Raw genomic sequence first — 13,123 nt, 5'->3', positions numbered from 1 at the left:
ATGGTCAGCCTTGAAAATTACATGAAATTAAGGTATTCTTTGATATGAAAGCGTTTTCAGTTGTTGCGTGAAAGTCCAGCTTTCTGTATACTGGTCAAGTTGCTTGAAAACGAATGAAAACATATTAAAACAAGAAAGAAAGGGCTATCGCTATGGAAAAACAAACTGTAACAATTTATGATGTAGCGCGTGAAGCAGCGGTCTCAATGGCCACAGTTTCACGGGTTGTCAATGGGAATCCCAACGTTAAGCCGGCGACGCGGAAGAAAGTTTTGGAAGTTATTGATCGGTTAGACTACCGACCAAACGCCGTTGCACGGGGGTTGGCTTCAAAGAAGACGACCACGGTTGGGGTCATCATTCCCGACGTGACAAACGCTTACTTCTCCTCACTCGCACGAGGAATTGATGACATCGCCATGATGTATAAATATAACATTATCTTGACTAACTCCGATGAAAACGGGGGCAAGGAAGTTCAAGTCTTGAACACCTTAATGGCCAAGCAGGTGGATGGTATCATCTTTATGGGGAACCAAGTGACTGATGAATTGCGTGAAGAATTCCGTCGTTCAAAAGCCCCAGTCGTATTGGCTGGTTCCGTGGATGAAGAAAAAGTTCAGCCAAGCGTGAACATCGATTACGTTGCTGCGGTAGCGGAAGCTGTTAAAAACTTGATCGACCACGGGAATCAAAAGGTGGCCTTTGTTTCTGGTTCCATGGACCAGGCCATTAACCATGATTACCGGTTGAAGGGGTACAAGAAGGCGTTGAAGGATGCTGGCATTGCCTACGATGACAAGCTGGTCTTTGAGACTGATTACACGTATAAGGCGGGCCAATCTTTGGAACCAGCCTTATCTGCTGCTGGTGCTACGGCTGCGTTTGTCGGTGACGACGAATTAGCTGCTGGTGTGATGAACGGGTTGACCGATGCTGGGGTAAAAGTCCCAGAAGAATTCGAAGTCATCACGAGTAATGACACGAAGCTGACCGAATTAGTTCGGCCTAAGATGAGTTCAATCACGCAACCACTGTACGATATTGGTGCCGTGGCAATGCGTCTGTTAACGAAACTCATGAACAGTGAAGCCGTTGAAGAAAATACCGTCATTTTGCCTTATGGTTTAATGAAGCGGAGCTCAACGAAGTAGCTACACTTATGAAAAACGTTGCCGTGAAAGCGGCAACGTTTTTTATTTAAATGTCGCGATATTTGGCATGAAAATCGGTTGAAAAAGTATAAATTTTCATGTGATTAAGGCGTGCTTAAACTTTATGCCCGACGAGTATGCTAGAATAGTGGATAATCAATTTATGAAGAGGGAGGTGCTGAGTTTGGAAACACAGAGTCGAATGTCTCGTTACCATTCCGATGAGGAACCAGAGGCGCCTCAGCAACCAGCGCCCACCAAAACTTATCAGCGACGACCGAGGCTGGCACGATGGCTGGCGCTGCTATTTGCCGTCCTAACGATTACGCTGGGATTGCGGTTCACGGCCTTCAACGCCACGTACACGGCGGGAGTTGTTTCCCGGTCCTCGGTGGGCGAGAAAATTATTAATCGCTTAAACGATGATTTAGATAGCTATGGTGTGAGTGGGAGCCCCGTGACGACGAGCGTTGCGGAGCCCTTCATTGCTCAGGGAGTCGAGCGCTTATACGGTCAATCCGTAACGGCAATCGATAGCACAGATCTGGCGACAGCTATTAAGACGCAGGCTGCTCAGACGGGTGTCACAGCGAGCGACAAGTTTATTAACCGGGTCAGTCAAGATGCACAAAAGCAGACTAAATCGACCTTAAACGCGAGTGCCATGATGGCCGCGATGACCAAGGTCCAGCTAGCTCGGCGGGTGAATTACTGGTTGATGTTGGCGAGCGCCTTGTTGGCGGTTGTGACGCTGATCTACGCAGTTGGCATGCACCATTTTCTCGGTAGCTTGGGTCCTGGATTGACCCTGGGTGGTTTGTTAGCAGGGGTGGTCAGTACTGGTGGCTTCTTCTTTGCACCGTTTGCGATTACCTCGACCAGTGTCATAGCCACGACGCTCATGAAGACGGTCAGCCGCAGTGGTCTCAGCGTGGTCATCTTTATTGGCGTCACGGAGATTATTTTAGGCCTGTTAGTCATGTTGGGTCACCGCACGTTCCGACGCGAATAATCGGGCAGCATATAATAGGAAATAACCTTTAAAAAGTTCACCCCTTAAGCAATTAGTTAAGGGGTGAATTTTTTTGTGTTTATGAATATTTTTGGTATTTATTGATTGACCCACGAGGCAGCTGGTAATATTATATAAATCAAGGGTTTAATGAGTAAACGTGAATTCAACAGATTTGGTTGGCTATTTGGTAATGTTTAGAGACTAACTTGGTTGCACAAATGACATTTAGTTGCACTCAGGGATTAAGGTATTAAAATGCCAAGTTGAGGAACATAAACCGTTGATCTGAAATGGGAATTATTTTAGGGGGACTGGCTAGCCCGCTTTTTGAGAGGAGTAAAGCAACGATGCAAGAAAAACGGCACTTTAAAATGTACAAGGATGGCAAGCACTGGGTTTTTGCAGCTATCACGGTGGCAACAATTGGTTTAGGAACACTCGCCGGACAAGATGTTTTAGCTCATGCCGATACGGCATCGGCTGGCGCAACCAGTGGTCAAACAGCAGCTGAATCTTCGGCAAATGATAGTCAACAACAAACATTGAAGACGGCAGCAACATCTGGGTCAACGACTAATGGTCAGGAACAATCTGATTCTAAAGTTACCGGTGAGACTAGCACTGTTAACGGGACTCAGGATAGTTCGGCTACCAATGATCAGACGACAACGGATACGTCTTCGGACCAAATTAATAATGGTGGCACTGGGACCAACGATGAGTCAGTAACTGGCGGTGACCAGAGCACTGATGGAACGGGTGCGGGTAACAATGCGGCTAACGGCTCAGATTTGGAAACACCGGGTAATGTGAACTCAGGTTCAGGTCAAGATACTTCGGCTGGGACGCCTGCCAACGATGACACTACCGGAGCGGATACTGGCAAACAGACTAGTTCCCCCGTCGACACGGGTAATGATGCCGGGACCGGTAATAAACTGGCCGGTGACAGTACGTTGGGCAATGATACGACTGGCAAAGCAGGTTTGATGAAGGCGATGACCTTCAAAGCCGCAGCGGTTACGCCGACCGACTACGTAGATAACAACTTTCAATTTACGATAAATGATGATGGTACGGCCACACTGACCAGTTTAGTGGGCGTCAATGATTCGGCTACGTTGGTGATTCCAACGACCGTTAGTCGTACGGTAAATAATGTAACGACGACGTACGCTGTCTCGGCCATTGGCAGTGGTGCCTTTGCAGCTAGCGGTAATAAAATGGGTAACGTCACCAAAGTTGTCATTGGTGATGGTATCAAGACCATTGGCGACAACGCTTTTGCTTATAACGGTAACATTCAGGTAGTGGACCTAAGCGAAAATCATACGTTGGAAACGATTGGGACGCGCGCCTTTGTCAGCACTAAAATTACGAGTTTGACGTTACCCGAGAGTGTGACGAGTATTGGGGATGAAGCCTTTAGCTACGTTCCTTTGCAGACTTTAGATTTGAGCGCCGCAACCAATCTTCAAAGTATTGGTAGCCAGGCCTTTCTAAGTAGTCAACTGACGAGCTTGACGCTACCCGATAGTGTGACAAGCATTGGGGACCAAGCATTTGAATACAACAATAACCTAACTGACGTTAAACTATCAGCGAACCTCACCTCAATTGGGGCGAGTGCTTTTGCTAGGGACGAAAAGTTAGCGACCGTTGATTTTTCATCAGCAACCCAATTGAACACGATTGGGGCCGGGGCCTTTGCTGGCGCTAACTTGACGACTTTATCGTTGCCCAGCGCCACGACGATTGGTGCTGGGGCCTTCTCCGGGAACCAAGCCTTAACGACGGTGACCTTCGGCAATGGCGTTCAGTCTATTGGCGACTCGGCGTTTTCTGGATACACTGCCCCTGATGGTTCCTATGTGATGGGCAACGACACTGCCTTGACCTCAGTTACGTTGGGAAGCAACGTGACGTCCATTGGCAATAGCACCTTTGCTGGTGCAACGGCCTTAACCACGCTGACCGTTCCTAAAGACAGCCACTTGACGACGATTGGAGACAATGGTTTTTATGCGTCCGGTTTAACGGCTGTTCACCTGCCAGCCAGCCTGACATCAATTGGTGATGGGGCTTTTGAATCTAACTTGAGCTTGGCAGACGTGACCTTTGCAGGTGGCGTGGCTGACGCTGATTTGACGATTGGTGCGAATGCGTTTGCTTATGATGGCCACATTACCACGCTGAACTTGCCAGCAAACCTGTTGGTAATCGGCAATGGTGCTTTTACGGCGGATAACTTGAAGGATGCCGATGGTAACACTACCGGTGGCCTGACGACCGTGACGTTTGCTGACGGCAGTCGGTTGACCACGGTGAGTGAAAATGCCTTTATTTATGATTCCTTTCTAAGCGATATTACGTTACCCGATACGGTGACGACGATTGGTAAGCGGGCCTTCCTAGCTAATTCTGTGTTGACTAGCTTTGTCTTACCAGCCAGTCTTCAAAGTATTGGTGCTAACGCTTTTACCTACGATGATGGCCTTACAACCGTTGATACTCGCAAGGCAACGAACCTGACGACGATTGGTACCGGGGCGTTTGAATATTCTGGGGTCGAAAGTTCTGGTCAAACGGACGCAGATGGTAATCCGCTCTTTGTTCTGCCTGACAGTGTCACGACCGTTGGCGACTTCGCCTTTGCCGGCAGTCACCTGGAAAACATTGACTTGAACGAGGGCTTAACAACAATTGGCGAGGGTGCCTTTACCTATAATGAATTGAGTGGCAACCTGGAATTGCCAACTACGGTGACCTCAGTTGGCGCGAAGGCTTTTTATGGGAATCAACTCAACGGTGTGATCGTACCCACTGGCGCCACGGTTGGAACGGATGCCTTCAGTTACAACCGAATCACGCAATTGCACTCGGGTGTGGGTGATAGTTCGTTGGCGATGAACCAATACGCCGCTTACTTCGGCAAATCGAGCAACGTGACGATCGACACCTTGTTCGATACCCAGGTGGGTAGTTTGACGAACAAGGACTTGGTGCTAACGTCACTGACTAATGGCGTCACGTATAACCCCGCTGACGGGACATTTAAAAATCTAAATCAAACGGATAGTTTCCGGTTTGACTGGTCCTTAAAGGATGCCCAGGGTGTGACGTACGCCGGGGCCTACCAAGTCATTCTGAACGACCCGAAAATTAAAGTAGTGGATGGTCAGGCTTGGTACAAGGATAATTGGACACCGGAATCGAACTTTGTGAGCGCAGAAATGACAGATGGTACCAGTTTGAAGTACAGTGATTTAACGGTCACGGTCAAGAACGCTGCTGGTGATTCCATTAATGCCGACCAAGTTACGCAAGCAGCAGGTGTTTACCAGGTCACCTACATGTATCAGGGTGATACGGAGAATGCCCAGACGATTACATTGACGGTCTCTAAGCGTAAGGGAACGTATACTTTAACTGGGAATCAACAAGTGACCTACAATGGTGAGACGCCAACGTTGCAGGCTAGCGATTATCAAGTTACTTTTTCCGACGGGTTTGTCTACACCTTAAAGGATGGTGACTTACAGCTCGTGCCGACGAATGATACGAATGCTAATAGTCTTCTTGATTCTGTAGGGGCGACGGCAACCAGCAGCGTCCCTAACGTCGGCGACTATCAGGTTGTGCTCGACCCGGACGCCATTGCACGGGTTCAAAGTGAAGCAGTGGGGGCCGACCTCTTTGATTGGACGGAGCAAGGTTCAAATGCAACTCTGAGCATTGTGCCAGCTAGGTTCACGGTAACCATGAACGATGACGGAGCGACTAAGGTGGCCGGTACCGCTGATCCAGTGCCAACCTTTACGGTCACTGACGACAATGGTACGTCAGTGGTCGATTTCCCATTCACCGTATCCTATACGCGGGTGGCTGGTGAAACAGTCGGGACATATGATTACACGTTGTCAGTTCCAGCCAGTGATAATTACGTGGTCAGCTTCAAGTCAGGCAGTTTGGAGATTAAGCCAGCTGACGTGACATTGACCGGGAAGGACGGCACCATCACAGTGGGGGATGCCACACCAACGGCCAGTGTCTTTGGGGCGACCGCCACTGATGAAAACGCGCTTGCCGTACCGGCTGATCAGATTGCGGTGGATCTTCAGGGGGCAGATTTGTCCGTTCCCGGGACCTACCCCGTCAAGTTAAGCTTTGGTGGGCAAACGATTACCGTTAACCTAACTGTTAAGGCTGCTTCAACCGGGGGCAACGGTAATGGAGGTTCTGGTGACAATGGTTCAGGGACGGTTGATCCGACTGATCCAATCGGCCCAACTGATCCCGTTGACCCCACCGATCCAGTAGACCCAAGTAAGCCGGGCGACAAGGATAAAGAGCACGTAATCAGTGATCAAGATGTTCGTTATCCCAGCTCAGCGGCCAAGCCAACGCAAACAGCACAAAAGTCAGTTGATCAGTACCTGCGGATTCACGATGGTGGTTCGGCAGCCCTGATTACACCGGTTGCCAGCCGCGCTGGCCATGATACTGGCGCTACTGGCATCAAGACCAGCGGTGCGGGGGCCACGGTTGAAACGAGTGGACACGCAACGGCTCAGACCCAATCGCCTACTGACAAGCAGGCGACGGCAACCTTGCCGCAGACGAGTGAAGCACAGACACCTTGGTGGTCCGTTCTCGGACTAGCATTGGGTAGTTTGAGCCTTGCTGGTTGGCGGAAGCGACGGCACAACTAAATTTATTGCTAAAATCAATTTCTCATTAAAATTTTTAAGAATTCACGAAGGGACTTAGCCATGACTAAAACATGGCTGAGTCCTTTTTGCGTTGGATAAATGAAGGCTGAAAATGAAAGGATGGTGAAAGCGGGAAGGATTGGGATTTAAAAGGTTGTGTCACATAACCTGACGACCCGCTTTGTCCTGAACAATGGACGTTACATTACGGCTAACAAGCAGTTGGTTCAGGCTGGAAAGCAGACCATGCCTAAGCGAGTTAAGGTTAAGCGCGGCCTCAACCGTTATCAGACGGCGAACTTCTCCAAGCGTAATCATCATTACAGTGCTGGAGCGGTCCTGAAGGTTAAGGGCTGGACGTATTCCAATGCCAATAACTTTAGCAAGGGCGATAGCCTACGCTACCAAGTTAGTGGGGGGTATATTACGGCCAACCAGCATTTTGTCCGGTCAATTAAATAATTGTTTAAAGATTCGGCTTCGGTCGAATCTTTTTTTATAACCATTTAGGAATAGTCTGATGGGTACTAGGCTATGCTTTACAAGAATCAATCCAGTTATCACCTGATTATGACAGTGTTGGTAATGTGTGGGGGCCAGTAGTTAGTTGGATTTCCAAACGAATAATAGTCTAAAAACCGCTCTATACCAGTATTGAATAATGAAATTGTTTACCAAATTCCGTTCATTATATGATATACTGCTATTAGATGAACATGATAAAAGTAAACGGGGTGAGCTAAATGAACCGCACAACTAAAAAACTAACAGTTTCAGGATTAACGCTGTTGTTATTAGGGGGGCTCGTTAGCCCAGTGACCGCCAATGCCGAGACGACTGACTCGGATTTGCCAGTTGCACAGGGAACGACGACCCGCGAAGGACAGACATATTCAGTTGGATCAATGGAAATGCCGTACACGTTGATGGGGAGTAAAACCGGGAACGTCAAAGTTTACTGGTTCCCCAAGTTGCCAACGACCTTGACTGCTGACCAGCTTGAAAATCAAACGTATTTACACGAGTTGGCTGCTATATATCCAGATACACCTGATCTTGAGGATGTTCTTAGTGGCTACCGGCAAGCTCTTCAAGATATCAATTTACTGCCAGGAGAATCTTTCATTGAATTTGAGTATAGACATGCAGAGGAATCCGGTGACATTCCCGATGGTATGACCAAGGAAAGCTATCTTGAATCGATGGGAAACGCTGCCTATGTGACATCGTGGCTGCTCAGTGAATCTGGCAAATATACGGCGAAACAAATTACGCGGGAGGAGTTACAACAAAGTTATGAGAACAATCTCAAACCGCGGTTAACCAAGATGCCAGGTGGTGACGAACAAATTGTCACTTTTGACAGGATATTTGCCTTGGATAGCTCGCAGGAATCGTCATTTGACGCGATATTTAAGGCTTTTTATCAAGGTGGCCGGACCAGTGCTTACTTGAACGATGTACCTGAAGCAGACGTCTTAAAAATCGACCCAGCCGCCACTGAACGGCAAACGCTTGCCCGGGCCAAGCAACCAATGACCGATTTCTTAAAGAAACAAGCGGATGGAACGTACCAGCTTGATGGTGGTTTTTTCACGAACTTTGCCACGTATAGTTCTTGGTTTGAAGAAATAGTAACGCCGCCAGCGACTGAGAAACCAACACCAGCCCAGAGTCAGCCCGTTACCGTCCATTACGTTGACGCTGATGGCAAGACGATTGCAGCTGATAAGACCTTGACGGGTGAGCTCGGCGCTGAATATAAGTCCGAGTCGCAAACGATTTCGGGTTATAAGCTGACCAAGACGCCAGCAAATGCGACTGGCAAGTTTACCAGTTCAGCCCAGTCAGTAACCTACACTTACGATGCCGTGATTCAGACGGGATCAGCGGGGGCAACCGCTGTGCCAAAGGGGACCGTTATTTACGCTACTAAGAAAATTGGCCTCTACAAGCAGGCTACTTTTACCAACAAGGCGCGTAAGCAGTGGTACCACCAAAAATCCCGGACGAATCGGCCAATGTTTGTGGTTACGGGCTACGCAAAATCTAAAAATGGGGTTAAGCGATACAAGGTGAAGGACGTCAACCATCACAGTAAGACGGCCGGTAAGACCGGTTACGTGACGGCTAAGGCGACCTACACGACGCCCGTCTACTACGCAACGACGCACAAGACGGTGACGGTGATCAATCCTAAGGGAATCAATGCTTACAGTAAGAAGTCGTTGACTGGCAAACGGACCCACTACCAGCAGGGACAAGTGCTGAAGGTCAAGAAGATTGTGTCGCAAAACCTGACGACCCGCTTTGTCCTCAGTAATGGTCGTTACGTTACCGGGAACAAGCAATTGGTTCAGGCGGGGAAGCAACAGCGAGCAAAGACCATTCGCGTTCAACGGGGGATCAACCGTTATCAGACGGCTAATTTGACCAAGAAAAATGGGCACTATCGACGCGGTACGGTCCTGAAAGTTAAGGGCTGGACATATTCTAATGCCAACAACTTTAGTAAGGGTGACACGCTTCGTTACCAGGTTAGTGGCGGATACGTGACAGCGAATGGCACCTACGTTCGCAGCATTCGGTAAATAATTTGTGACATGAAAATAGGGACTAGTCAACGGACGTTCTAAGCAAGTGAACGTTGTTGACTGGTCCCTTTTGTTGTGTTGGTGAAGGGGGGATAGACGGCTATTTGGGGACTATTAGGGATCTTAACTTGTGACTTGGGCAGGTGGAGATGAACTGGCTTGAAACGACTGACAGGCCAGTTTTTAGGGCCTGACTGGTCGCTGGTTATGACCAGGGCACAAAGAAAGCGCCACGCAACTGACTGGAATCAGTTGCGTGGCGCTTCAGTGTAAGGTTACATCAAAATCTTAGAGAGGAAGTCCTTAGCCCGATCCGTTTGAGGATTGCTGAAGAACTCGTCTGGGGTGTTGTTTTCTTGAATATAACCATCGGCCATGAACCAGACGCGGTCGGCCACGGACTTGGCAAAGCCCATTTCGTGGGTAACCACGACCATCGTCATGCCTTGGTTAGCTAATTCCTGCATAACGTTCAATACTTCGCCGACCATTTCGGGGTCCAAGGCAGAAGTAGGTTCGTCAAACAGCATCACCTTAGGGTCCATTGCCAGTGCCCGGGCAATGGCGACCCGTTGTGCTTGTCCACCAGATAAGTTGCTAGGGAAGGCGTCGGCGTGATCATCAAGGTTAACTTGGTCGAGCAGTTCGTGGGCCCGTTTGGTGGCCGCTGCATCGTCCATGCCTTTGACTTTCATGGGTGCCAGCTTGATGTTTTCTAAGACAGTCATGTTAGGGAAGAGGTTGAAGCCTTGGAAGACCATCCCCATTTGTTCTCGTAATTCATTAACTTTTTTGGTGTCGAGCGTGGTCAAGTTCTGACCATCGAAATCAACTTCACCACTGTTGGGCGTTTCCAACAGGTTGAGGCAGCGGAGGAAGGTTGACTTCCCACCACCGGAAGGACCAATGACAACGATGACTTGGCCAGGATTCACTTGTTCCGTAATGTCTTTCAACACGTCATTTTTGCCAAAGCTTTTGGCGAGGTTCTTGACCTCGATAATTGGTTTAGTCATGTTGCATTCTCCTTTCGAAGTAGTTTAAGATTCGGGACGCCGTAAATGTCAGGACAAAGTAGAGGACCATGATGACGGCGATTGGGGCAACCCCCCGGTAAGTGTCAGACCGAACAATGTTGCTTTGGAAAATCAATTCGGAGACCCCGATGATGGAAACAATGGAACTATCCTTGATCAAGGTGATAAATTCGTTACCTAATGAAGGCCAGATGTTCTTCAAGGCTTGTGGTAAGACCACGAACCGCATGGTAGCACCACTGGACATCCCCAGGCTCCGTGCGGCTTCCGTTTGACCATCATCCACGGAGTTGATTCCCCCACGAATGTATTCAGCCACGTAAGCACCAGAGTTTAATGAAATCGCAATGATCCCGGATGTCAGGGCAGGTAGGTTCACGATGAGGCCTAAACCGAAGTAGACAAACATGACTTGAACCATCATAGGCGTGCCCCGGATGAATTCAACGTAAGCCGTTGCTAACCAACGGAGACCAGTCCGGACAACGCCACCTTGTCCCATCCGTGCTAGGGCTAAGATAACCCCCATGATGAATCCAAAGAAGACGGAGCAGACGGTGATGATCAGGGTGTATTCAATCCCGGTCAGGAAGGCTTTCCAGTAGTGGAGCATACTGGTGTTGACGGTGTTGGTCTTTAAGTACTTCCCAGCAGCGGGGAGGTAATCCTTGTTGACCAGGTTCTGGTTCTTAATTTGGTCAACGGACTTGTTGGCCTTGGCAACCAGCGCGTCAGATCCCTTAGCGAAGGCAACGGAAGCACTGGTGTCGGAAGCACTTAAATCAAATTTACTTGGAATAGCGGCTAGTTCCTTGTTGTTAGCCACGTAGGCTTGAGCAGAAGGCTTTTCCATGGCCACCCCTTGAATCTTGTGGCTCTGTAAAGCCAGAATCAAGTCAGAAACGGAGGTCATGCCTTTGACGGTCGTACCTGACGTTTGCTTCTTGGATTCATTGTACATAGTAGAACCGGTTTGAGCACCAATAGTCTTACCGACGAAGGAATCCTTGTCTTTATAGATACCTTTGTCAGACTTGTTGATGACGATGCTGTACCCACCTTGATAGTAGGTGTGGGTGAAATCAACGTTCTTTTTCCGAGCGGGTGTTGGGTTCATCCCGGAGATGACCATGTCGACCTTACCGGTTTGCAAGGCCACCAGGAGGGAGTCAAAGGACATGGATTTAACGACGAGCTTCACGCCCATATCCTTGGCGATTTTCTTCCCAACGGCCACGTCCATGCCGACAATTTTCGACTTGCCGTGGACGGTAGCCTGGAATTCATAAGGTGGGTAGTCAGGGGAAGTTCCCATGACCAGGGTCCCCTTTTTCTCGACCTTCGTCAACGAGTTATCCGTGGCGGCATTGGCTGTCGTTGAAGACAACGCGGTAAAGCCAGTCACGACTGTTAAGACGAGGGCGAGCAATAAGATTAGTTTCTTTTTCATATATAATTGCTCCTCTTCATTTGTTGATGTATTGAGTATAGCGACTTTCGTGTATTTATGCAAGATTTATTTTAAATATCTAGTTTTTATACACAAAATATCCGAATAAACATGCGCAAATGCCCGATTGTAGCGCGGATGTCATAAATTTTATACATTTTAGAATGAATTTCAAAAAAGCCGAGTTATTTAATTGAATGAATTGAAAGTAAGTGCTAACATAAACAGTGTCTGTTTTATACGGATATCTAAAAAATTTTAGAAAAGAGGAGTTACGATGTCAGGACATTCAAAATGGCATAACATCCAGGGCCGGAAAAATGCTCAGGATGCAAAACGTGGAAAAATCTTCCAAAAAATCTCACGTGATTTGTACCAAGCTGCAAAAGCAGGTGGTCCTGATCCCGACGGTAACCCTCAACTTCGTTTGGAAATGGACAAGGCGCGGGCAGCTAACATGCCTAAGGAAAACATCAAGCGGGCTTTAGACAAAGCTTCTGGTGTTGGTGGCGCCAAGTTCGAAGAAATCACCTACGAAGGCTACGGTCCAGCCGGGACAGCAATCATGGTTGCTGCCTTAACGGATAACAAGAACCGGACGGCTGCGGCTGTTCGTTCCGCCTTCACGCACCATGGTGGCGCACTCGGTGCAGCAGGTTCCGTTTCATACATGTTCGATCGTAAGGGTTACATTGTTATCTTACGTGACGGTTTGGATACGGATGAAGATACGATGTTGATGGATGCTTTGGACGCCGGGGCGGATGACATGGAAACCACGGATGATGAGTTCAAGATCTACACGGATTCTTCGAGTGAAATCGCTGTTCGTGATGCCCTTCAAGAAAAAGGGTACTCACTGGACACCGCTGAAGTTCGGATGTTCCCACAAAACACGACTGAAGTTCCAGAAGCTAAGGCTTCTCAATACCAAGGTTTAATTGAAGAATTGGAAGACAACGATGACGTTTCTGATGTTTACGAAGCTGCCGTTTTACCTGACGGTGTGGAATAGATTTATTGAAAACTTTTCGTTAGCAAACCCGTTACCAGGATTGACCTGGTAACGGGTTTTGTTTTATCTCTAGTGAAAACGAGGCTTGCAATCCGAAAATGGAAGGCGTAAACTGCAAAGCTATGGCAGGGCTTTATGGCCCCGCG

General features: G+C 48.4%; 8 protein-coding genes. 6 read left to right on the top strand and 2 right to left on the bottom strand.

What is annotated here, in order from left to right; all coding sequences use genetic code 11:
* The first annotated feature begins 152 nt into the window (after positions 1 to 152).
* The 5 genes from ccpA to EKM75_RS01135 all read left to right on the top strand — a co-directional run bounded on the left by ccpA (position 153) and on the right by EKM75_RS01135 (position 9,472).
* Complete coding sequence (ccpA, locus tag EKM75_RS01155; protein ID WP_125681759.1) at positions 153 to 1,154, top strand: catabolite control protein A; 1,002 nt, start codon at positions 153 to 155, stop codon at positions 1,152 to 1,154.
* Positions 1,155 to 1,338: 184 nt separating this feature from the next.
* The gene (locus EKM75_RS01150; RefSeq protein ID WP_125691336.1) at positions 1,339 to 2,166 is read left to right on the top strand and encodes a hypothetical protein; all 828 of its coding nucleotides are present in this window, start codon (positions 1,339 to 1,341) and stop codon (positions 2,164 to 2,166) included.
* A gap of 350 nt (positions 2,167 to 2,516) precedes the next feature.
* Positions 2,517 to 6,881: a leucine-rich repeat protein gene (locus tag EKM75_RS01145; protein WP_164508697.1), complete on the top strand. Its 4,365-nt coding sequence runs from the start codon at positions 2,517 to 2,519 to the stop codon at positions 6,879 to 6,881.
* Between the two features lie 156 nt (positions 6,882 to 7,037).
* A complete protein-coding gene (locus EKM75_RS01140) occupies positions 7,038 to 7,343 on the top strand; it encodes a DUF5776 domain-containing protein (protein WP_125691332.1) in 306 nt (101 codons plus the stop codon).
* Positions 7,344 to 7,624: 281 nt separating this feature from the next.
* Positions 7,625 to 9,472, top strand: coding sequence for a DUF5776 domain-containing protein (locus EKM75_RS01135; protein WP_125691330.1), 1,848 nt, complete (start codon positions 7,625 to 7,627; stop codon positions 9,470 to 9,472).
* 278 nt (positions 9,473 to 9,750) lie between these two features.
* Here EKM75_RS01135 and EKM75_RS01130 read toward each other — a convergent pair whose 3' ends face one another.
* On the bottom strand, positions 9,751 to 10,491 hold the full coding sequence (locus EKM75_RS01130; protein WP_125691328.1) for an amino acid ABC transporter ATP-binding protein: 741 nt from the start codon (positions 10,489 to 10,491) through the stop codon (positions 9,751 to 9,753).
* Positions 10,484 to 11,962: an ABC transporter substrate-binding protein/permease gene (locus tag EKM75_RS01125; RefSeq protein WP_125691326.1), complete on the bottom strand. Its 1,479-nt coding sequence runs from the start codon at positions 11,960 to 11,962 to the stop codon at positions 10,484 to 10,486. Before EKM75_RS01125 ends, EKM75_RS01130 begins: the two co-directional genes overlap by 8 nt.
* A gap of 277 nt (positions 11,963 to 12,239) precedes the next feature.
* Here EKM75_RS01125 and EKM75_RS01120 point away from each other — a divergent pair, with 277 nt between their 5' ends.
* On the top strand, positions 12,240 to 12,977 hold the full coding sequence (locus tag EKM75_RS01120; protein WP_125691324.1) for a YebC/PmpR family DNA-binding transcriptional regulator: 738 nt from the start codon (positions 12,240 to 12,242) through the stop codon (positions 12,975 to 12,977).
* The last annotated feature ends 146 nt before the right edge of the window (positions 12,978 to 13,123 follow it).

It is taken from the genome of Levilactobacillus tongjiangensis (genome assembly GCF_003946345.1).
Lineage (GTDB): Bacteria > Bacillota > Bacilli > Lactobacillales > Lactobacillaceae > Levilactobacillus > Levilactobacillus tongjiangensis.
Note: the sequence above shows the minus strand (reverse complement) of the source record. Positions and strands in the feature narration are given on the sequence as shown.